Origin of the sequence: Mesorhizobium sp. B1-1-7, assembly GCF_006442705.1 — a bacterium.
GTDB lineage: Bacteria > Pseudomonadota > Alphaproteobacteria > Rhizobiales > Rhizobiaceae > Mesorhizobium > Mesorhizobium opportunistum.
In genome coordinates, this window is record NZ_VFWQ01000005.1 from 323,633 (window position 1) to 346,157 (window position 22,525).

Sequence of the window (22,525 nt, forward strand, 5' to 3'; positions counted from 1 at the left end):
TGCAGGCCATGGCGGGATGTGAGCCATCGTGCCAAGGGCACGTGCGTCCAATACTTTCGTTTATGGTTCCTGAGCGAATGATTACCGGAGTGTCGAGGACGCCAGGCGTGGTGGTTCTGAATTCTTGGCTGTCGCCGTTCCCCACCTGAGCGGGATTCCGGCATTGCATGCGGCAATCGCAGGACGATTGCTTAGCTTGATCATACCTCGGCATAGGCACGCCTACCTGTCGGTGTCGTAGCCTTCCTCCCCGGCAAGTGGGAGTTTCTAAGGATAATCGGTGCGCAGAGCTAGGCGGGCTTCCGCCCGACGAATTTGCGAACTGCGTCCGGATTCAGACAAGGGAAAAACCGTGAAACTGTATTATAGCCCGCTCGCCTGCAGCCTGGCCGACCACATCGCACTGGAGGAGGCGGGTGCAGCCTTCGAGCGCGAAACGGTCAATCTCAAGACCAAGCGAACGGGCTCCGGCGATGATTTCACCACTGTCACGCGCAAGGGGTATGTTCCCGCCCTCGTGCTGGATAGCGGGGAAACGCTGACAGAAAATGTCGCCGTCCTCGATTGGATAGCGGCGCAATACCCGGCACTCGGCGTGGAAGGGCCGATGGGTCGTACGCGCGTTCTCGAAGCGCTGACCTATGTCTCAACTGAAATACACCGAAGCTTCAAACCCATGTGGCACCAAGGCAGCGATGCTGAAAAGGCCAAGGCGCGCAGGACGATTACGTCGCAACTCGATCTCTTCGCGAACGGTCTCAAGACTGATTATCTGTTCGGCGAGAAACCCAGCGTCGCGGACTTCTACCTTTTCGTGATGCTGCTTTGGGCAGCCCGCTTCCAAGTCCCTGTTCCGGCTCCTCTAGAAGCGCTGCGCGCCCGAATTGCGGCCCGTCCGGCCGTTCGCGTCGCAATGAAGCGTGAGGGCCTTGTCTAAGTGCGAGACCGGCCGCGTGTCGTGTCACCCTTGAGCCACGACACATTACGAAGGAGTTTGTCCATGCTTCCGTTGCTGCAGATCCTCCACCTGATCGCTGCCAAGCGTGGCGACGGGTTACGCCCCGAATTTCTAAGGATGCAAAGCGAGGCGGCACAAAGCGTGACCTTCCCGCGTGTTCAAACGCAACTTTCTACACTGCCCGGCAATCGCGTCATTCCAGCTCAATGTATTTATGAACTTCAGTCGGTGGAGCCACCGACCTCTCGCCGTCCAAGGGGGTTGTCGAGGCACACAGGCTGGGAACGCCAAGCCGATGAATGAAGGTGATGCCAGTGCTGTGCCAAAAACAGGTGCATCCGATGGTGCCGCGAAAGAGGTTGCAAGAATGGAAAATACAAGACCGCCGGGAGAAATTGATCGCTATCGCAGGGCCTTTGTCGGCGTTGCCGCAATGGGTCTGGCTGCTACCCAGTTCACGACAGTTCGCACTGCTAAAGCACAATGCGTTTCAGAGCTGGGCGGAGCAACGACAGAACGATCGACGGCTGCCTCGTTCGCTGCGCTCAGGCAAATCGACGCCGGCTTGCTGAACGTTGGCTACGCTGAAGCTGGTCCATCCAACGGTCCCGTCGTTATCCTCCTTCACGGCTGGCCTTACGACATCCACAGCTTTGTCGATGTCGCTCCCTTGTTGGCGATGGCGGGCTATCGCGTGATCGTTCCGTACTCGCGCGGTCATGGCACGACGCACTTTCTCTCCAGTCAGACGGTCCGCAACGGCCAGCAGTCGGTGCTGGCTGTCGATGTCATCAAATTGATGGATGCGCTGAAGATCGGCGACGCGATCGTCGCCGGCTATGACTGGGGCGCACGCACAGCCTGCATCATCGCGGCGCTCTGGCCGGAGCGCTGCAATGCGCTCGTTTCGGTCAGCGGTTATCTGATCGGCAGTCTCGAAGCAAACAGAATGCCGCTGCCGCCGAAGGCCGAACTCCAATGGTGGTATCAGTACTATTTCACGACGGAGCGCGGCCGGGCCGGGTATCAACAGTACCGGCGCGATTTCGCAAACCTTATCTGGCGGATCGCCTCGCCGAAGTGGGACTTTGACGACGCCACGTTCGATCGCAGTGCTGCGTGCCTCGACAACCCGGATCACGTCAGCATCGTCATCCACAATTACCGTTGGAGGCTCGGCCTGGTTCGAGGCGAGCCGGAATATGAAGGCCTGGAAAAACGGCTGGCCGAAAGCCCGGTGATCACGGTGCCCACCATCACCCTTGAGGGGGATGCCAATGGCGCACCCCACCCTGACAGCAGGTCCTACGCCAAGAAATTTTCAGGCAGATACGCGCATCGGATCATCACGGGCGGAATTGGCCACAACTTGCCGCAAGAAGCCCCACAGGCTTTCGCCCAGGCAGTCATCGACGTCGGCGAATACTGATCGGGCAAACTGGTGACCGGCTGATGCCGAGATGATCCTGAGACTACCTCGAATTGGGTGAACCGCAACTCCGCCGTTCCCCGATGCCCATCGACCAGGTGCGTTACGAACAAGATAAGGAGGATCTATTGTGGACTTGACTTTGCCATCCCGTGTTTCCCAACCCGTCGTCGCGCAACTGACGCGGGCCGCGATATTTCTCGTCGTGACGGTCAATTCCGGAGCAGAACACGAAGCGACCGTGCGCGCCTTATGTGGCGATCTTTCCGCGCTTCTGCGCGCAGTCGGCTCCCGTGACCTGGACGGCCGGCTCTCGTGTGTCATGGCGTTTGGCTCCGATGCATGGGGCCGTTTGTTTGGAGCCTCCAGACCGAAAGACCTGCATCCATTTCGCGAGATCCAAGGCCAGCATCATGCCGTCTCGACGCCGGGCGACATCCTCTTTCACATCCGTGCCACGCGTATGGATCTTTGCTTCGAACTGGCGACACAGATCATGTCGCAACTCGATGGTGCAGTCTCCACAGCGGATGAGGTGCACGGCTTCAACTATTTCGATGGCCGCGACCTGATCGGCTTCGTCGATGGCACTGAAAACCCGGTGGATGATCGCGCCGTCAAGGCCGCGATCATTGGCGAGGAGGACACCTCATTCGCCGGAGGCAGCTATGTAATCGTGCAGAAGTACCTGCATGATCTGAAAGCATGGAACGCGCTCCCGATCGAGAAGCAAGAGGGAATTGTTGGCAGAAAAAAACTCTCAGACATCGAGCTGGACGTTGATGTAAAACCAACCTCCGCGCACAATGCGCTGACCACGATCGTCGAAGACGGAGAGCAGTTGGAGATCGTCCGCGACAACATGCCGTTTGGCGACGTCGGCAAGGGCGAGTTCGGCACATATTTCATCGGCTACGCCCGTTCGCCGCGCAGAATCGAGCAGATGCTCGAGAACATGTTCATTGGCCGTCCGCCAGGCAACTACGATCGGTTGCTGGACTTCAGCCGTGCAGTCACCGGCAATTTGTTCTTCGTACCGTCGGCGACGTTCCTGGAAAACGTTGCGACGGGGGAAGCCATTTCGACCGCTGGTCTGGGCCCGCCGGGTTGACCTGTTCGGAGTCGCCGTCAAGTAGGTTCCCACCAAATATGAAAACATACGCCTTACTCGCGCGATCTCAACCCGATCGAGAGCGCCATATCCTCAACATAGGCTAACCGTATCGTTCGGTAGAGTTCCGCGCCGGCGGCTGATGCTTGACGTTTGCCGTCGATGGGGCCGTAGCGAAGGCGCAGTGAATTCATCATGGCGTAGCGCGCCAAGGACGATCAGGATTGGCCAATGGCCGTGCGGGCGAAGCTGCGGAGGCGTTGGCCCCTTGGCCCCTGCCGAGAAGCGGCGCCATGTTGGTCACGATCCACGTTTCGGGAATGACACTAAACGCGCCCGATCGAAAGCGTCCCTGGCATGAGCGGCGAGACCCGACCTATTCTCTTCAATTTCCCCGTTCGCGTTAGGATCAGTTCAGGCCAGCACACAGATGTCCTGTTAAGTCCGCTTCTGACGATCCGCGCCTCAAACCCGACAGTCCGGTTTCGGCCCCAATGCGGCCGCCCTTATAGCGCTATGGTCAACATGCATTGCGCCGCTCGTATGGAAACTAGTCGTCTTGTTGGTCCAATGGTTCGCCAGACCATACGAGAGAATACGAAGGAAATGGGTTGGCGAACCATCCGCTAACATATTGATTTCCAATAGGAAACGGTGACCCTCCGGGCCCACCATCGGCCTTCGTTGCTCTATGCGAGCCTGATCGAGACCGACACCGAGGCCAATTTCCAGCTCATCTGGTCCCGCCGCACCGCGGTGTGATCCGATTTAATACGAAGCCTCCCGAGAGGCGGGGCTTCGCCGTGTTGGTTCAGGCGCAGCCTAGGTCTCTGTCAGACGCGGCAGGCTACGCTTTGGCCGGCGCCTTGAGCATCTTCTTCAGCGGCGGCTTGATGGCTGCCGCGGTCGTCGTCGTGCCGCCGCACGAGCAGCGCGTTTTGGTTGATGTATGTTTTGGAAAATGAGGCGGGATGCGATGCGTTGGCGAGCTTCCCGCTGAACTGCACGCTGAAGGCCGAGGCTATCGAGCTTGAATGGTTCAGACCTGGACTTGAAAGTCGTCGAAGGCTGCCATATCTTTTGCACAAGAAATCTGACTCTCACTATGGGTAGGATGAATTCTGTGGCCCAGGCACTTAAGATCCCCGAACAGAACGGACCTCTCATCCTGTCCTATATGGACCGGAACGGGAAGATTGCGATCGGACAGGTCGCGGATGGTTTTGGCATGTCCAAGAGCCAGTTGGCCCAAACCGCTGGTCTTGCTCGCGAGACCCTGTATCGCTCAGAGCGCAGCGCTGCGGTAAAGACACAGGGGCGTCTGCGGGAGATGCTCGAGATTATTAGTCGCGTGACGGATTGGGCGGGCGGCAAGGAGCAGGCGATGGCCTGGTATCGGGCTCAGCCGCTTCCAGCATTCGGCGGACGCACGGCTGAGGCGCTGGTGAAGGACGGTAAGGCCGTCGCGGTCCGTGATTATCTCGATCACATGGCCGTTGGTGGCTTTGCGTGAAGTTCGTCGGAACCTGCTATCGCGCGCACGATCCACGTTGGGCATTCAAACCGACTTCCGGTGAAGGAGCAGCGATCCGAGGGGCCCGATTCAATCCCAAAGGTGTGCCGGCGCTCTATCTGGCGTTGAGCCTAATGACAGCCATCAAGGAAGCCAACCAGGGCTTCGCGCAGCGGATCGACCCCTGCGTGCTGTGTTCGTATGAGGTTGACTGCGACGACATCGCGGATCTGACAACGAAAGGGACGAGGGGAGAATTTTCTGTCGCGCTCGAAGACATGGGCTGCGCCTGGGCGACGGCGCTTAGCGATGGGGAGCGCCCGGCGTCCTGGTCCGTCTACGACCGGCTGCGGCCTCGAAATATTGCCGGCATCGTTGTCCCAAGTTTCGCGCCGAGCGCCGAGATGGAGGATCGCAACCTGGTACTTTGGGACTGGGGTCCGGATCTGCCGCACAAAGTAGCTGTATTCGACCCGAGCGGTCGGTTGCCCAAGGACCAGCTATCCTGGCGGTAACACACTCTCGCTCATCCGGACGGCAGGGGAGGGGTCTTTTGCCCTACAGCTCTGATGGTTTGGCGAGATTGACAGGGAAACAGTCGCGTCCGCGCCCCGCCAGCCAAAGCTCGGGTAGCTCAGAACCTCCATTCCCGGAATGAAAGCAGCCAGGCAGGTAGGCCGCTAAGGCGCTGGAGGCGAGCGCGCTAGCAGACCTCTCAGCGATGCGTGCGGCAACGACCCACAATCAGCAGGGTCTGACCCACAGCCTTCGGCCGCTGCGTCGAGCAGCAACCGTTACGGAGTACGCAATAACTCCTGCAAGCGGAGTGGCAGTTGCGGCGAGGCATGCAATTCCGTGCAGCTCTGTTCCCATTGCCGGAGATATTCTGCGATGGCAATACCGGTGCGGCCGGGCTAACGGTTGAGTGCGCCCAGCGCCTCGACGCGTCGGGTGCGCGGTGGAATTCGGCAAGGATGCTCGCTCGGGGCAGGGCCATGGCAATCAATGCCGCGAGATGTCATCTCCTAGCCGGAATTAGTGAGCACAGGCAGTGTATATAGCGTTCGTTCAACCCGCTTCCTTCTGGGATTTCGAGAGAGAGCCTTGCTGGACCCAGGAAAGGCTGGATGATATCCGCCGATCTTGTTCATTCTGACCCGAAATTTAGGGCTTACGCGCGAGCTTGTTGCAGAATGGCGAGATGGACACCCAAGCGGCTCATATGATATATATGAGCCGTTGCTAAAATGCTTCAGACGCAGAGCATTCAAGGGGAATAAGATTCACGATAGTGCCGATGTTAATGAAACGGCGGGCGATCTAGCTGTCTTTACCTAAAGGTGTGTTTCACTTTTTCGAATGGGAACAACAATAATTGTGGGGCTGGAACCGTTTGGATATCTGTGGTGAGTAATCGCTCCCACTTCGTACAGACTTTCGCACTATGCGAACTGAGTTAGTCAACGACCTTGGCCACCGCGCATGACCGCTTTTACACCTCAGGAGGTACAGATGACAGATAAGACCGATGCAACATTAGCACAGGCGCTTACGCAAGAGTTCCTGATTGCATGTGAATTGCCGTCTTCGATCGACTCCTACGAGCTCTTCGCGAAGAAGGTCATCGCGGCTGCACGGGCGCGGGATGAAAGATGGGATGACATTTCATCTGCTCCCAAGGACGGAACCAGGATTCTCGTGCTTTGCCCCCGTGCGCGCATCTTTCCAGAAATTCACATCGACTGGTGGTCGGATGGCCCCGGCAAGCCGCGCTGGTCCCAGTCGAGCCCAAACGAGCAACCGAAGTTCTGGCGTCAGATCCCAGCCCGGCCGGGGCAAAGTCACGACCTACCCGTAGGAAAACGCGACCGCCGCTGATTGTGGGCTGCTACAGATCCTCGCGACGTTTCTCGTAAAGATCCCACGCGAGTTCCACAATGGTAGGGTGGCCATCGTCCTCGTTCCCGCCGGTCGCAACCCTCCGCCCGGACGATATCAACCACGAGAGGCTGCAACTGGCTTGCGCTTAGGGCCTGTAGCTCGGCGTCACCAACGCAATGGGTCGCACGGCCGAGCAGTGACGTGGCCAGCTTGACGTCTCCGGAGACATTGGCTGAGACTGGCGATGATGACCCTGGTGCGCTCGTAAGCTTGCTCAGCAGATGGAAGGGCAATGCGCCACCTGACGCGCTGAATGGCAGCTATCCAGGCTCATTGAGGATGATCGGAAAGACCAGCCGGTTACCGATCTCTGCCCGCAACGCTCCTCGAGGCACACCCGCAATATGAGGGCTAAGCCGTCTGCGTATCAAAGCCACATGAGCGCCGCGAGCTAGGGTGTCATCGCGCCGGATAGCCGTTTCCAGTTCAGCCAGATCATGCCGTCGAGGCTGCCATCTTCCGGCTGATCGACCATGTAGCCATATCGAAGGCGTGGTCTCAATGATCGTGTAGGACACGGCGAGGCCGCTGTAAGGATGTCCCGAAACGGATCAACCGCGTTTGGCACCGCAATTGCTTGTTCAGAAAGACAAGCGGGATACGCCCTACATGATCGAAAGTGATCCTAAGGTTGGCTGCAATCGATGCAAAGTGCCCCTTACCGGTGTCACTCGGTCTCCAGGGTCCGACCGGTTGACTTGCCCCAGTTGCGGCCTCACGGACACTTACGACAATGTCATGCTTGAACTTGATCAGCGCACTGCGGAAGCACTTTCTCGTGCGCTCTGCCAACCAGTCCCGCCAAAGGCGTATCGTTTCGCACTGATATTTCGGGCAGGGACGCGATAGGCTCAACGCAAATATCAACATCGGAATTGCGCGGTGACAACTGACGATTGGGGGCCGACACGGCCGGCTGAGGACGAACGAACGCCATAAATTCGTGGTTACACAAAATGGACCGAGGCTTGTCGAGCCAACAGTTTAGGCACGAATAGGCCTCGGCGATGGGTGAGACGCCGAGGCCTATGGACATGAACGAATCACATGGCATGTCCGCAATTACGATGCGCCTGAATTCTCCAACAAATGATAAACCGGCATGCAACCTGACCGGGTGGCAAGTGGGAGAATCCCGGCCCGGGTATGCGCTTGATATCATCTGGCATCCGCTTGATCGGCGCCTTCTTCAGTGGCGCAGGCTTACTGCCTTCCGGCCGCATGCGTGATAAAACTCTTGCAGGAGAGCCTGCTCTTCGGCCGCGACCACGTCCGCAACGCCACTATCGAATGGCGGCCGACTTCAACACGGCGGGGCCTCGTTCCTCACTCGGCAATACCCTGCAGCCTTTGCCGAGGACATCACCGCAACGGCTCCGGCACTGCGATGATCGAAGGCCCTGCGCCTCCGGTTGCTCAACCGCAGTTGGCGCGGGAGCAATCTGCAACTGAAGCCATGCTGCTGGCGCCGATAAAAGTGCGAATACAGTACGCAGTGAGGCATAGTCTTGTCACGCGAAGTGAGAAGGGGGCGGCGGCCCTAGCCCGATTTGCTAGAGTCCCCGCGCAAGGCGCCACACGGACAAGAGACCTGTGAACGAGCCGAAAATGCCGATGAGCCAGCCCATCCGCGCCATGGCCGCTCGCCATTGTTCCTTGCGTTCTTCCCGGACCGCGTTCCGGATTTCCGAATATCCGCTTGCCGTCAGGATCCAGCAGTCAAGCTGGATTGACCGCTTCCAAAGCGCTCCATCCTCAACCGCGTAGTCAATCGCCAACTTGTCTGCTTTCCGCAACAGTCGTCGCGTCCTAATCGCTTCGATCTGCTCGGAGTACAACAATGTCTCCCAATGACGTTTGTACCGTGCCCGCTCGCGCTCTGCGTCCGAACCAGCCTCTCCCAGGGTGAGTTCATACGCGTGGTCAATTGCCTTGATCGTTCGCCGGTAGGCGTCAAGTTCCAACAACTCTCTGATTGATAACGGTATCACCATCGCCCCCCAAGGCGCACTGCCCCTGCTGAGCCTACAGCCCGGCAGAACGGTCAGTCCATTCCACAACTTGGATGATGCAGGCATGCAAAGGGACTAGCCCCGTCGTCCCAAGGTTCGGGCTATTCAAATTGGCAAGCGGTTCAGCACCGAACGGTTTTGCCCCAGGTCCACGGATTGTGCATCCTTCCCGTATCGCCAAACCTCCGTAGCGAATACGTGAGGAAGAGAGGTTATGGGCGCTGTCGAGACTGACCGTTCCTCGCAATTAGACAACCCGCCAAGACCCCGGCAACACCCGCAGCAGCCTTAACGACAGCGTCATCGACGGCCGGGTGTCGTGTTGGGCTTAACAGTTGCAAGGCCTCTATGCCGAACGCTACAGCAACGACAAGGCAGAGCGTCAGAAGCCAATTTCGATGGTACGCGAGCCCGAGCAGCAAGCCAAAGGCTAGAAAAGCGGCTATTCGCTCGGGTTCCGGTCCAAATCCCGACATAGGCCGCATCCCGATCGGAACAATCGTCACGACGACGATAGCAACAAGGGTTAGCCACGCGGCAGTCCGGCAGACGGTCACAAACATTCTTCACCACTAGCAAGCAATCAGGCACGCATCTATCCTCAGTTTAATGTCAGCGGCTAGCCTTCTGCCCACATCCAAACGTACTAGCAGCCGCACCGACCATTTCGGTCTATCATCCTGCCTTTAGCGCCAGGCAGAGTGCGGGAATGCAATGAAATCTACCCATCACTATCTGGCGATAGACCTGCTGCGCATTTTGGCGGCGACCCTGGTGCTGTTGAATCACTTTGCGACTTTCGGAGGGGCGTCGGCGTCGGTTGTCGACCTCGACCAAGCCGCGTTCGGCTTCCTTTCGGCTTTCGCCGGCGTGGGCGCGGTGGGGGTCGAAATATTCTTTGTAATTTCCGGCTTTGTGATCGCCATGAGTGCTTCCGGCAAGGGAGGATTGTCGCACGCATTCCGGTTCGCGCGACTCCGCGCCGTTCGTATATTACCGGCTTTATGGATATCTGCGCTGATCTGTCTTGCAGCTAGAGCTGCCTACGGAGAGAATGTATCATCGCTGCCGATGGCGTTTATAAGGTCAATTATCCTATCACCGAAGGGGCCATACATTGACGGTGTCGTATGGTCTTTAGTCGTCGAAGCGGTATTCTACGCGACGATCTTCATCTGTATAATCTCTCGATTTCGCCTATCTCTTTATGGACTGGCAATCGTTATAGGCGCCTGCAGTTCTGTCTATGTACTGGCCCTGTTTGTTCTCAATAGCATGCCAGCCAATAGCTTCTCACCTGATGTAATTGCGCCCCTGTCCGGCTTCCACTTCAAGGTGTTGCTTCTTCAGCACGGCATTTTTTTTGCCGCTGGGATGATGCTGTTTGGCTTGAACGATAGCCTGCAGAGACTCCGTCGTACACAGATGGCTTCGTTGATGTATGTTTTCCTCGCAATGGGTGTGCTGGAGGTATTGTTTTCGGTGGACAGGGCTTATTCCTACAGAATCGCAGCAGCTGGAATCTGGGCCTCATGCGTGGCAGCAATAATTCTAAACGTCGTTTCACAAGACGCGGTGAATTCACGCCTTCTGGGATATAGCAGGGCGATCAAGTTCTGCGGCAGATTGAGCTATCCGCTGTATCTCAATCATTACGCTTCTGGGATGATTATTGTTTGGTTTGTAAACTCTTTTAGGCTTCCGGCACCCGTTTCCTTTGGAGTTTCCTTGCTGACCGTATTGATTTTAAGTTTGGCTGTCCTGTGGCTGGAGGGCAAGATCCAAGGTGTGGCCAAAAGCTGGTTTCACACCCCCGCGTCGGCTTCGCAGGTCAAGCCTGCCGACGACGACACTCGCGTCCGAGTGGTCGCCGCGGGCGCCTAGCGCATTTCTTGATGGGGGCAGTGGCCGTGCGGCGCCTGGAAGCACGTCAGGAGTCGCAAAGCATGGGCCTTGAGCAGCCATGTTCAGTCGACCGATTATCCGAAGGGATGACGCCCTCTTCAAACTGTGCAGTGGTCGCGGCAGGCCTTTCGATGTAGCAAAAAGCGATGCCTTCGTGGCGCCCGGAGCAAAGGCCCATAACATCCCATGGACCGCAAGCCGCACTACTTCACCTTGGACTTCCTGCGGATTGTGTCCGCCATATTGGTGCTCCTAAGCCATTTCGCTACATATGCCGCGACGTCGGCATCGGTCACCAGCGGAGAGGATGCGGCCTTCGGGTTCCTGTCTGTCTTTGCAGGCTTGGGAGCGGCAGGTGTCGCCACCTTGTTTGTGATTTCGGGTTTTGCGATTGCAATGAGCGCCTCTCGCGATGGCGGGGTGTCCGCGGCTCTGAGGTTCGCGCGTATCCGGGCTACGCGCATCCTGCCTGCCTTGTGGCTGTCGGCAATCGTCAGTTTGGGTGCGCGCGCCTTTTACGGCGAAGACTTCCGAGTTCTGGTATTGGATGCTATCAGATCCGCTGTTTTATCTCCCAAGGGACCATACATTGACGGTGTGGTCTGGTCGCTCGTTGTGCAGGTGACTTTCTATTTACTGGTCGCCGTTTGCGTCATATCCAAATTCCGCCTGTCGCTCTATGACTTGGCAAAATTGATAGGTCTGTCGAGTTCGGCATATCTTCTAGTTATGAGCGGCCTTCATTTGGCGCCGTCCTCCGCCGGGGCGGAGGGTGCAATAGCTGTGCTCTCCCGCTTTCCTTTCAAATTACTCTTGTTGCAGCACGGCGTCTTCTTCGCGGCTGGAATGTTGTTTTTCGTTGCCAGCAACCAAGATCGTGGACCGCGCCCCAGCTATATGCCAATGACCATTCTGTTTGTTGCGTTCTCGATAATGGGAATAATTGAGATATTGCTCAATTTGGACAATTCTGGAGAATATAGATACATAGCGGTTTCAATTTACGTTTTTCTGTTATCGGCAATGGCGCTTGGAAATTTTTTTGACCTGAAAATGAGTAAAACATCCGGGATGTACCGTGGTGCTGTGAAGTATATTGGGAGGATAAGCTACACCGTATACTTAAATCATTATGCGCTTGGAATGGTTATTGTGTGGTTTCTGTTTCGCAGGGGACTCTCAGCCAGTGCCGTGTTTGTCGTGTCTGTAGCCTCGGTCTTGATTGTCAGTGCTGGCGTGAGCTGGTTGGAGAAAAAAATCCAGAACGCCATCACCGGAAGGTTCGCACGTCCCATTTCAGGCGCGGCCAAACTGGCGGCCATGTGAAGGGTCGCAATGCGGGACGGGCAAATCCGCGGCAGGTCTTTGTTGGCAACCATGAGATGGTGCTGCGGGCTCCTTCGCAGGGTCAGTTCCCCAAAGGCCAACCTCGCGACGTCTGCCTGGTGTCGATAGGTCCGTTGGGGTCTCGGCCTGTCAATGAGCTACAGCTAACTTGGTAGGCACGATATGCTGTGGTGGGCTGTTGAATAGGACTAGTATGGTTCAAATTCTGCAGCGGCGTGCGTTGTAAGTTGGTCCGGTTCGGAGAGATCGAGAGATTAAAGATGGGAAAAAGGAAGTCACGCAGCAGACCGAGCGGCGACTTGCCCGTTGTGCAGGGCAACAGACCCAAGGCAATAGCACTTGCCGCCTTGCATGTGAGCGAAGCGCTGTTGCTTGAATTGGAAGCATCCGAGATACTCACGGCCAGAGAAATCAGGGGGGTGCTGAAAGACGCCGCGACGACGCTGCGGAATGCTGCAACGCAGGTGGACAACCGAAGTTGTATGGTGGCGAGTGAGATGGTCGAGGCCATCCGAGAAAGTTTCAAGAAAAGCAAAGCCTGATCCGCGCCCGGCGGGCGCTGTTCGCCAGATTGGCTGCGGCCAACGTAACCCCGACGTCGCTTCTTCATCCAATAGGTGTAGCTAATATAGGCTACTCATCTACTCGAGCCTGATATACACTAACCCCGGGATGTCAAAAGGAGGGGCTGGTGGGGTTCAATGGTATCTGCATCGCATCCATTTGTGACTGGGAACGAAAACCGTCCCTCATCGACCCGACTTGATGATGATGACAAGGATTACATCAAAGCACTCGGCTTCGCGCTGAGGCGGTATCCGGCCGAAACGGCAATCGTCGATCAAGGCCAGCACGCTGCTCGTGTCTTCATAATCGAGTCTGGCTGGGGATGCATATCACACAATCTGGCCGGCGGTCAGCGTCAGATCCTGGATTTTGCGTTGAAAGGCGACGTCGTCCTGCCACACTCTTTCCCAGGAACTGCTCCGGAGACGTTTGTCGCACAGACCGATCTTGCGGTATTCGAGACATCAACCAAGGCGTTCGCGCTTGCAGTCGCCAAGTCGCCTCGCATAGCTTCCCTATTTCTTGAAACTTTGGTCCATCAGCGGGCGCTTGTCGCTCAACATCTGACCAATGTTGGTCGGCGCAGTGCCTTGACGCGCACCGCACACCTGCTCCTCGAGCTTAGGACGCGCTTGGAGCGCGTGGGTGGTGTTGCCCGCAATGGTTATTCTTGCCCGCTTACCCAGTACGACCTCGCCGACGCGCTAGGGCTGACGCCTATTCACGTCAATCGCATGCTGCGAGAACTGCGTGAACGCAAGCTTCTGGAGTTTCGTCAGGGCCATGTCCGGATCCTGGATCGAGAGGGCATCGCAAAGTTTGCAGGGTTCGACGACAGGTATGTCGACAGCTGACGCATGTCCCCGGTCTGCATGCCCGAGACGGTCCATTTCAACTACACGGGCGGGCGCCTCTATATGGCCCGGTGCGGGTGCGTTTCGCCCCCCAACAGCACGAGCCTTTGCCGAGGGTTGTGCACGGATGCCGGGCGATCTTCCTCCCGCCAAATGAACTCAATTTTTTTACGCTTCTTTAACTTATATTAGTGAAAGCGTGCAGTTTCGCTGATAGCCTGACTAAATTAGACGTGTGACGATGGCGGGGGCCTGGGAACGCACAGTCTGTTATCTTTGACGCGAACAGAAAATCGTTCGCACTATTTCGCTTGTCCCGAAATCCCCGTCTCGTGCCGGTCTCGAACGTGGGTGTTGTTTAGGGGTGAGTGGCATGATTACGGCAATTCAAACAGATACCAAACCCATCCTTGGGCTGGAACTCGTCGGTCAAAAAGGCGGGGCAGGGGCAATACGTCTTCACGGAAAGGCAACTGCTGAAACCTGCCTGGTTCTGCTCGATGAACGTGTGCTTGACCGGCAATGCTTGGCACAATGCTTGACCACTTACCGTGTCGGGAAAGATATCGTGTCATTCGGCTCGATCGACGAATGGCAGCTGTGCGAGAATATGCCGCCGGCTTCGGCAATTCTGCTAAACCTGGGAAGCCGGAAGGTCAGTGATGCAAAGACAGGAGACGCTATAGCCGACCTCGTCAGGAAGGCTCATCCCGCTCCAGTTGCGATCTTGGCTGACACTGACGAGTTGGAGCAGATTCTCAGGGCTCTGGGCTACGGCGCCAAGGCGTATATCCCCTCATCCCTCCGCTTCGAAATTTGTGTCGAAGCCATAAACTTCGTCATCGCTGGCGGCACATTTGTTCCGGCAAGTAGCCTTGCAGGGTTGCACAAGACCATTGAGGCTGACGTCGAAATGCCAAGACCTATGGCGAGCGTGTTTACCGAGCGGCAAGAGGACGTTGTCCAAGCTCTCAGACGCGGGAAGGCGAACAAGATAATCGCCCACGAGCTCAATCTTCGAGAAAGTACGGTCAAAGTTCATATCCGCAATATCATGAAAAAGTTGAAAGCAACGAACAGGACAGAGGCTGTCTATATGCTGAACGAGATGTTTCCCGGTGCAAATCAGTCGGTACGAGCGAGTTGAAGCGCTCTTGCGTGTTGATCTAGCATGCCTTGTGTTGGAGAGATTTCTCAGCGGCGACTCTCACGAGCTACGCAGGCGTAGATTGTAACTCCAGTTCACAGGCGCTTCGAGATTTGCGTCGGCTACGGCTGCCGGGCTCTCAAGGGAAAGCTTACTGGCGATCTGTGTCGCGCCTGAGCGGGTTGAAAGCATCATGACTGGTCGAATTTCCTGTTTTGTGTTGAGTGGCGGAGTTGGCGCCCGGCTATGGCCGCTGTCTCGGGAGGACAACCCGAAGCAGTTCCATGATCTCGCTGGTGAAGGGTCAATGCTGACCCAAACCGTCAGGCGACTGAAGAGCCGCTGCAACGCCGAGACGCCGATCCATCTGATAGCGTCGGAACGCAACGCAGATAGGGTCCGGTCTGACCTTGTCGGAATTGACCTTTCTGGTGGATGTGCCGTCTTCGAACCGGTCGGACGCAACACTGCTGCTGCCGTCGCCACTGCGACGCTGCACACGATGGCTCGCTACGGGGATGGGATCGTTCTCATCGTGCCCTCTGATCATGCGATCTCCACCAACCTGGAATTCTGGGAGACAATCGAGAAAGGCGTGCCAGCTGCGGACGAAGGCAGCCTTGTTGTGTTTGGCCTACGTCCAAGTCGCCCTGAAGCTGGATATGGCTACATTGAGGCCGGGGCGCCCACGGATGGAACCGACATTCGCAACGTGCTTCGGTTCATCGAGAAACCCGAGCTCGAGGTGGCAAAGACGTACATCGGCACCGATTCATTTTTCTGGAACACAGGCATCTTTCTGTACCGCGCGAGCACCATGCGGGAAGCCTTTCTTCGCCACCGTCCCGAGATTTGGCGTCGCGCTGAAAAAGCCCTGGATGCGGCGACGACAAACGTCTCTGGTACCTATCTCCCGCTCGATCTCTATGCGTCAATCCCGGCGATATCCATTGACTACGCCATCATGGAGAAAGTCAGCAATATCGCTCTGGTACCTGCAAGCTTCACTTGGAGCGATCTTGGCTCTTGGCAATCATTGCTGGATTCAAGCGTGACCGATGAGAGCGGAAATGTGGTGATCGGCGATGTCGTTGCCATAGACTGCGAAAATTCCTATCTGCGCAGCCGCGGCAGGTTGCTGTCGGCAATCGGGCTGAAGAACGTTGCCGTTGTCTCGACCGCCGATGCGACCTTCGTGGCCCCTGTAGCCGAAAGCCAGCATGTTAGGCGGGTTGTCGAGCGGCTTGAGAAATGGGGCCGTCTCGAAACCAAGTTCACGCCTTCCCACAATCATGTTCTGCTGCCGGGCGCCTGGCGCGAGCGTGTTGCACACTGGCTTTTCAATGAGACATTGCCGCACTGGTCGACGGTGGGGGTGGACGAACGCTACGGAGGCTTCCACGAGGCATTATCGCTAGACGGCAAGCCGCTTTCCAAGCAAAAGCGCATGCGAACAATGGCGCGGCAGGTCTATGCGTTTTCGGTCGCCAAGCTGCGCGGGTGGGACGGACCCGCCGACAATATCATCGCGCATGGAATCGAGTTCATGAAGCGTGGACGAACCAGTCGAGGTGGCTGGGCACGTACACTCAATGTCGACGGAGCCGTCGCGGATCCGTGCGAGGATGCCTACGATCATGCCTGTGTTCTTCTGGCCCTGGCATACGCCCATCAGGCACAAAACCCGGATGCGCTCAGGCTCGGCGAAGAAACCATGGCTTTCGTCGCCGCGCATCTTGAAGATGGCCGTTTGAACGGGTTTCTCGAAACGTCGAGCGGGACGGGGCTACGCCGCAGCAACCCCCACATGCATTTGCTGGAAGCCTTCTTGGCGTGGCATACGGCTACCGGCCAGCGGAGCTATCTTCGCCATGCAGCGCGCATCGTCGATCTCTTCCGCACGCATTTTTTCGATGTCGACAGCTGGACGCTCGGGGAGTATTTCGACGACAAATGGAAGCCGGCTGCCGGTGAGCAGGGGCAATGGACTGAGCCCGGCCACCATTTCGAATGGGCCTCGCTCCTCGTCGAGTTTGCCGACAAGAGCGGACAGACTGATCTCATGCCCTATGCAAGAAAGCTCTATGCCTCCGCTATAGCCAATGGGCTCAATCGATCGACCGGCCTGGCCTATGGTGCCGTCTCGCGTTCAGCTTTGCCGCTCGACATGATCTCGAGGAGCTGGCCCCAGGCGGAGGCGATCAAGGCCGCGATCGCACTGGATGGAACCGGCGGGCCAGACCTGAAGCCGGAGATCGAAACCCGTGTCGGGCGCCTGTTTCGCTGGCATATCGACCCAGCCCCCGTAGGACTGTGGATCGACAGGATCGATGAAAAGGGCAGGGCCTTAGCCACGGAAACGCCCGCCAGCATATTCTACCACCTGGTGACGGCCCTGATGCAGTATCTTGACAAGACGGAGAGTGCGATAGTTCGGCCGATATCGGCATCGCCTGATGCATCAAGGCCCGGCTTGGATCGAGATATGTTCGATCAGGCGCTTCGGGATTCGGCTTAGAATGCCTCTGTCATACCGGCCGCGCCTCATCAAAATGAGCTGATACCGACCACCATTGGGAGCAACACCGCTCGGCACTGTACACCATTTGAACGGGTTTTCGCAGCGGGAGCGACAGCCTATCTCTCAACTGCTGGAATTGGTCCAGTCCTAAATATGGATTTCAGGCATGCTACAACGGTCGCTGGCGACAAACGACAGGTCATGGCGAGAAGTTGGCATGTCGCACGAATTTATCAGTCTTCACGATGTATTCTACTTTGTGAGGCAGTATATTGTGTTCATATCTGCGTTTTGTGTTGCAGGTCTCTTGCTATCGACGTTCTATGTCATCACCTCTGACCCGATCTATTCGGCGCGAACGCAAATCCTGATCGAGCCGAAGATTCCCCGCGGCCTTCAGCAACAGCAGCCCGCCGAAGTGAACCTGTCTCTCGACACCGCCCAGGTCGAGAGCCAGCTCGCGGTTCTGCGCTCCCAGAAGATCGCGATGATGGTAATCGATGACCTTGGGCTTATGAACGATCCAAGCTTCAGGGACATTCATGGGCCTGGCATCGGGGCCCGGATTCGAAGGGCCTGGGCCAGCATCGTTGACGCCGCGTCGCTGCACGACCATGGCGACTATGCCGCGTTGGAGAATTTCCCGTGGTCAGACGACAAACAAACGGAAGTTCGGCAACCGGAATCGGAGCGCGAGCGCGTCGCGGTTGAGGTGTTCGATGAGGGTCTGGAGGTGCAGCGTGTCGGCGTCTCCTACGCGATCGATATCACCTTCCAGTCCTTGGAGCCGGCTTTGTCGGCACGTATTGCAAATGCGACGGCCGATGCCTTCGTGCGCGAGCAGGTTCAAACGACAACGCAGGCAGCTGGAGAAGGGATCGTTTGGTTGGAGAAGAGGATGCAGGAGGTCGGCAACCAGATGAACGAAGCCACCCGCATCGCCCAGGAGTTTCGGGCAAAGCATGACTATAGTATCGATCAAAACCAAACGCCTGTCGGCGGCCAGGATGGCGTGGCTGGCGGCGACCGCCAGACCACCCTGGAGCAGCTGGAAGTTACCGCGGATACCTACCGCAAGATGTATGAGAGCCTGCTTGCGGCATACACAAATTCGGTTGATCAACAGCCATATCTAATCGCAAATGCCAGGGTCATCACCTCTGCGACCAGCCCGAAGGTGGAAAGCTGGCCACGCAAGAAACTGATCCTTGCCTTCGGGGGACTCGCCGGACTGGTCGCCGGCATCGGCTTTGCCGTTGCTCGACGAAGTCTTGATCGCAATGTACGCTCGGCGCAGCAAATCGGCCGGGAACTGGGTCTGGCGTGTATTGGAGAGTTGCCGCACGTTCGTTTCAAACGAGGTGGTTTCGGTCGTCTCGACGAGGTGCTCAGGGAGCCTCAATCCGTCTTCGCGGCCAGCTTGAAAAGTGCCAAATTATCGATCAACGTCGCGAGAGGACCCAGCCAAGCGCGGATCGGGATCACTTCAGTGTCCCCCGGAGACGGAAAAGCCACCGTCGTTAGCAATCTGGCGGCGCTCTATGCAGTATCGGGCATTCAAACTCTGGTCGTTAATGCCGACAATAATTCCGCCGTGGCCAATGATTTGCTGAAGACGCCGAATTTCGATGTGTTCGACCAGGAATCCGTTGATGCAAAAGGGCATGTAAGAAAAATCCAGTTAATTGAGGAAACTGGATATTACTGCTTGAAGAGCTCTGAGAGTGGAGCAGGCAATTTGATTATCGCCAAGAATTTGGAGAATGTTCTGAAGGAAGTCGGCCTATACTACAAGATGACCCTTGTAGATCTTCCGCCATTTACATCGGGATCCGATACACTTTCAATCTGCCCGATGCTTGCTGGCGTGATTGTTGTAGCGCAGTGGGGCGTAACCTCCATGGACCAACTTGCAGAGCTAGTGGCGACCCTCAGGAACAACAATTCAACCGTCCTGGGCGTAATACTGACCAAAGTCCATTCAGCTTCGACGCGTGATCACCGTAAGCTCGCAGCTCAAGCTCCACGCTAACGATGACCCCCTGGCGCGTTGCCGTCTTGGAATTGACCCCGTCGATTTGGTTCGGCTGACATGACAGTCAGGCATCCTGACGCTTGGATGCATAGGCGTCTTGCAATGCTGATGACGGGCGTCGCCGGCGCCAGGTTGCACGCCATCGCCCCGCTTCGTTCGCTTTCGTAGACAATCTGGCCGCCGCTCCGTCCAATCGGCCCGCCTCACACCCGCCGGCATAGCCGTGCGGCCTGCGGCAAGGCTTGCGTCGTACGCGCAGGTCTCGCCGGTGCACTCGCTATAAACGCTGGCGGGTGCGCATATGTGGGTGGGCACCAGGGGTCGTTCTCTAGCAACTTCGGCGTAAGTTGGGTGAAGTGCGTAATCGCAGACCTACTACCTTTTCGTTGCTTGCTGACCGGCATGCTCGATTGCGAATATGTCAAGGAAACAGAAAGTTGTCGCTACAAATGTCCGACACGTTTGAAAACAGTCTGCAGCAGCTTGGAATGAACCCTTCGGTGGGGAAGCGAGCCGCGCCGGTGGCACTGTTTGCCCTGCCGGAGCCCAGCGCAAGCATCAGGCCGCATGTACATTCTGTCTGTTCAGCAGAAGTCAGCGCCAGCCAAGCCCCCAACGCCATCACTCCTGGGACCGACAAATCTTCGGCAATCGCCAACGACAACGCACCAAGCCGACGCCTGCAGCCAATCGGGGGTCGTGCAAAACGGCTGCTAGACCTCCTGGTTGCCTCAATCGCGCTCGTTCTGGTCAGCCCCGTTATGATATTCATCCCTCTCGTCATAAAAATAACGACGGGCGGGCCGGTACTATTCGTTCACCGCCGCATCGGGTTCAACGGAGCGGCCTTCGATTGCTACAAGTTCCGCACCATGGTTCGAAATGCCGAGGAGGTGCTGGAACGACATTTGAGTTCCAATCCTGACGCCGCTCAAGAGTGGGAGGCCAACCAGAAGCTGAAGTGCGATCCACGTGTTGTGTTTTTTGGCCATATGCTGCGGAGATCGAGCTTGGATGAGCTGCCGCAGTTGTTCAATATCATGCGTGGCGACATGAGCTGCGTTGGTCCGCGACCTGTCGTGGCCGACGAACTGGAACGCTATGGAGCCGCATCGCTGGAATATCTGAAAGCGCGCCCAGGGCTGACGGGCCTTTGGCAGGTGAGCGGCAGAAACCTGGCCGAATATTCTTCCCGTGTATCGATCGACACTCAGTATATCCAGACATGGTCATTCGCAAGCGACCTCAAAATCCTTGCAAGGACAATACCGGCGATCTTGCGATTTGATCAGACTTCCTAGGTGGCACCCGCTGGAACCACGGCCAACGCGCTTACAACGCTACCGGGTACGGTGGCGCAGCAGTCCGATCGCAAGGCCGATCAGATAGAAAGTCTGCGCAACGAGAACCAGGCATAGTGTAGAGCCGATCGTGGTTCGAACCGAAAGCTGGAGAACACTGCCGGTGATGATGCCCATGAGGATCACCACAAGCGTAGCCACAATAATCGCTGGCGCGCGGAACTTCAGCCCGATCAGCAGGGACAGGCTTGCAACGCCGACGACGGCAAATAACACGACGATCTCCCCAGGTCGGCTTGGTACGGTCGATCTGATCAGCGTGCGCAGGAGATCAGAGTCGGCCCTTCGTGTGAAGCAGATGATTTGTCCATGCGCTTGCGCATCATACGCCGGTTATTGGAGGATTTGAGTGCAAATCTCCGTCGTTGGCCTGTTGGTATGCTGTGGAATTCTTGCAGTTGTGACCTACATGCACTGGTCGATGATCACCGCCCTTATTGCCTCGCTGGCTTTCGGCGCGACCGCAATCGGCACAATAGGCTCCCTAGGAGGATCATCTCCGCTGATCTTCACGATTTTCAACATACTGCTCATCGCGACAGCGTTGGCGCGGCGTGGAATATGGCGCGAAATTGGAATAGCCTTCGGACATATTGGTGCAACATGGATCGTGTGCGCGCTGATGATCTATGTGACTTTGGGCGCGCTGCTGTTCCCACGGCTGTTTGAGGGACAGACCAGTGCCTTTGTTGCGTCGCGAACCGGCAGGGGCGTCTACGAAGCGGCGTTGGCGCCGGTGTCGGCCAACATTTCTCAGACCGGATACTTCGTGCTTGCTGGGCTTACGTTTCTGGCGGTCTGCGTGCTGGTTCAGCGCGAAGGCACGTTAACGGATATCAAACGCGGTTACTTCTTGTGGTTCATCTTGCACGTGTCGATGGGCATGCTGGATCTGTTGGGGAAAGTCGCAGGTGCCGGCGACATCCTCGCCCCCATCCGGACCGCCAACTACTCTATGTTGACGGACGTTACAGAGGCTGGATTCTTTCGCATCGCGGGGGCGTTTTCAGAAGCTTCGGCCTTCGGCGGCGTATCCCTGTCAGGCCTTGCGTTCAGTTACACCTACTGGACCAAGACCGGATCCAAGTTTGCGCTCGGCCTGGGATCCGTATTGTTCGGCCTCCTGTTGCTATCGACATCGTCGACCGCCTATGTCGGCCTCACCATCGTCAGCTTGCCGGTCGTCATATCCATCGCAACGTCCCTGGCTTCAGGTCGGCTAAGATCTGGGGAAGCCTTGCTTTTGACGCTTCTCATGCCCCTGCTGCTCCTGGGTATGGGCGTCATCTTGTTTTACCCTCACTTCCTCGATCCGGTGGTGCAGCTTGTCGACACCACCATCATCAACAAGGTCACGTCGACCTCCGGCCAGGAGCGCAGCTACTGGAACTACAAGAGCCTGCAGTCCTTCTTCGATACGGCGGGGTTGGGAGTCGGCCTCGGCAGCTCTCGAGCGTCAAGTTGGCCGATAGCGCTTCTATCTCAATTGGGATTGTTCGGTACGGTCATCATGATGGTTCTACTGGCGATGCTGATGCGAGGCCTACGAGGCAGCAGCCATGTCGATCCGCAGGTGGACGCCATCGCCTCGAGCGCCCGCGCCTGCGCATTGTCCTCACTGGTGGCTGGATCGCTGGCAAGTGGCAGCCCCGACCCAGGCATCGTGTTCTATATTCCACTTGCTGTCGTTCTCGTGTGTCGACGCTTGCCCGTCAAAGACAATCGCGCCGTGGTTGCCGCCATGCCGCGGTTCGATCATCCAGTCCGTTCCGGCAAGCGTCGAACGGCTTCGATCCCTGGGCACGCGTGACAAGTTGCGAATGC

Annotated in this window: 19 protein-coding genes and 1 pseudogene; 17 read left to right on the plus strand and 3 right to left on the minus strand. The window is 57.1% G+C overall.

Annotated elements, in window-relative coordinates; all coding sequences use genetic code 11:
- Positions 1-352 precede the first annotated feature (352 nt).
- The 4 genes from FJ978_RS10890 to FJ978_RS10905 all read left to right on the plus strand — a co-directional run bounded on the left by FJ978_RS10890 (position 353) and on the right by FJ978_RS10905 (position 3,498).
- Positions 353-937, plus strand: a complete 585-nt coding sequence (locus tag FJ978_RS10890; protein ID WP_013896601.1) for a glutathione binding-like protein — start codon at positions 353-355, stop codon at positions 935-937.
- A gap of 63 nt (positions 938-1,000) precedes the next feature.
- Complete coding sequence (locus tag FJ978_RS10895; protein WP_013896600.1) at positions 1,001-1,261, plus strand: hypothetical protein; 261 nt, start codon at positions 1,001-1,003, stop codon at positions 1,259-1,261.
- Between the two features lie 64 nt (positions 1,262-1,325).
- Complete coding sequence (locus FJ978_RS10900; RefSeq protein WP_013896599.1) at positions 1,326-2,387, plus strand: alpha/beta hydrolase; 1,062 nt, start codon at positions 1,326-1,328, stop codon at positions 2,385-2,387.
- Between the two features lie 130 nt (positions 2,388-2,517).
- Positions 2,518-3,498 (plus strand): Dyp-type peroxidase, encoded by a 981-nt coding sequence (locus FJ978_RS10905; protein ID WP_181180398.1) that lies wholly within the window; start codon positions 2,518-2,520, stop codon positions 3,496-3,498.
- 155 nt (positions 3,499-3,653) lie between these two features.
- Here the strand turns inward: FJ978_RS10905 and FJ978_RS33145 are convergent.
- Positions 3,654-3,820 (minus strand): annotated as a pseudogene (locus FJ978_RS33145) (IS630 family transposase); the annotation flags it as partial.
- Between the two features lie 332 nt (positions 3,821-4,152).
- On the opposite strand from FJ978_RS33145, the gene FJ978_RS33150 reads away from it, so the two are divergent.
- The 4 genes from FJ978_RS33150 (at position 4,153) to FJ978_RS10930 (ending at position 6,889) form a co-directional block, all read left to right on the plus strand.
- Positions 4,153-4,260, plus strand: a complete 108-nt coding sequence (locus tag FJ978_RS33150; RefSeq protein ID WP_140572126.1) for a DUF736 domain-containing protein — start codon at positions 4,153-4,155, stop codon at positions 4,258-4,260.
- 361 nt (positions 4,261-4,621) lie between these two features.
- Positions 4,622-5,011 carry an MbcA/ParS/Xre antitoxin family protein gene (locus FJ978_RS10915; protein WP_031258242.1) on the plus strand — a complete coding sequence of 130 codons (390 nt, stop codon included), beginning with the start codon at positions 4,622-4,624 and terminating at the stop codon, positions 5,009-5,011.
- Positions 5,008-5,526, plus strand: coding sequence for an RES family NAD+ phosphorylase (locus FJ978_RS10920; protein ID WP_013894092.1), 519 nt, complete (start codon positions 5,008-5,010; stop codon positions 5,524-5,526). Before FJ978_RS10915 ends, FJ978_RS10920 begins: the two co-directional genes overlap by 4 nt.
- 997 nt (positions 5,527-6,523) lie before the next feature.
- Positions 6,524-6,889 carry a hypothetical protein gene (locus FJ978_RS10930; RefSeq protein WP_140572127.1) on the plus strand — a complete coding sequence of 122 codons (366 nt, stop codon included), beginning with the start codon at positions 6,524-6,526 and terminating at the stop codon, positions 6,887-6,889.
- A 1,616-nt stretch (positions 6,890-8,505) separates the two neighbouring features.
- Here FJ978_RS10930 and FJ978_RS10940 read toward each other — a convergent pair.
- On the minus strand, positions 8,506-8,916 hold the full coding sequence (locus FJ978_RS10940; RefSeq protein ID WP_140572128.1) for a hypothetical protein: 411 nt from the start codon (positions 8,914-8,916) through the stop codon (positions 8,506-8,508).
- 762 nt (positions 8,917-9,678) lie between these two features.
- Here FJ978_RS10940 and FJ978_RS10950 point away from each other — a divergent pair.
- From FJ978_RS10950 to FJ978_RS10985, 8 genes are all read left to right on the plus strand, one after another.
- Positions 9,679-10,848: an acyltransferase gene (locus tag FJ978_RS10950; protein ID WP_140572129.1), complete on the plus strand. Its 1,170-nt coding sequence runs from the start codon at positions 9,679-9,681 to the stop codon at positions 10,846-10,848.
- Between the two features lie 207 nt (positions 10,849-11,055).
- Complete coding sequence (locus tag FJ978_RS10955; protein WP_140572130.1) at positions 11,056-12,195, plus strand: acyltransferase family protein; 1,140 nt, start codon at positions 11,056-11,058, stop codon at positions 12,193-12,195.
- A 281-nt stretch (positions 12,196-12,476) separates the two neighbouring features.
- Positions 12,477-12,758, plus strand: coding sequence for a hypothetical protein (locus FJ978_RS10960; protein WP_013894096.1), 282 nt, complete (start codon positions 12,477-12,479; stop codon positions 12,756-12,758).
- 159 nt (positions 12,759-12,917) lie between these two features.
- On the plus strand, positions 12,918-13,637 hold the full coding sequence (locus tag FJ978_RS10965; RefSeq protein WP_013894097.1) for a Crp/Fnr family transcriptional regulator: 720 nt from the start codon (positions 12,918-12,920) through the stop codon (positions 13,635-13,637).
- Between the two features lie 373 nt (positions 13,638-14,010).
- Positions 14,011-14,784 (plus strand): response regulator transcription factor, encoded by a 774-nt coding sequence (locus FJ978_RS10970; RefSeq protein WP_140572131.1) that lies wholly within the window; start codon positions 14,011-14,013, stop codon positions 14,782-14,784.
- 193 nt (positions 14,785-14,977) lie between these two features.
- Positions 14,978-17,302 carry an AGE family epimerase/isomerase gene (locus tag FJ978_RS10975; protein ID WP_140572132.1) on the plus strand — a complete coding sequence of 775 codons (2,325 nt, stop codon included), beginning with the start codon at positions 14,978-14,980 and terminating at the stop codon, positions 17,300-17,302.
- Positions 17,303-17,522: 220 nt separating this feature from the next.
- A complete protein-coding gene (locus FJ978_RS10980; RefSeq protein ID WP_181176774.1) occupies positions 17,523-19,337 on the plus strand; it encodes a GNVR domain-containing protein in 1,815 nt (604 codons plus the stop codon).
- Between the two features lie 440 nt (positions 19,338-19,777).
- Positions 19,778-20,641, plus strand: coding sequence for a sugar transferase (locus FJ978_RS10985; RefSeq protein WP_140572134.1), 864 nt, complete (start codon positions 19,778-19,780; stop codon positions 20,639-20,641).
- A gap of 39 nt (positions 20,642-20,680) precedes the next feature.
- On the opposite strand, the gene FJ978_RS10990 is transcribed toward FJ978_RS10985, so the two are convergent.
- The gene (locus tag FJ978_RS10990; RefSeq protein WP_013894102.1) at positions 20,681-20,917 is read right to left on the minus strand and encodes a hypothetical protein; all 237 of its coding nucleotides are present in this window, start codon (positions 20,915-20,917) and stop codon (positions 20,681-20,683) included.
- A 133-nt stretch (positions 20,918-21,050) separates the two neighbouring features.
- On the opposite strand from FJ978_RS10990, the gene FJ978_RS10995 reads away from it, so the two are divergent.
- Positions 21,051-22,511 (plus strand): hypothetical protein, encoded by a 1,461-nt coding sequence (locus tag FJ978_RS10995; protein WP_140572135.1) that lies wholly within the window; start codon positions 21,051-21,053, stop codon positions 22,509-22,511.
- The last annotated feature ends 14 nt before the right edge of the window (positions 22,512-22,525 follow it).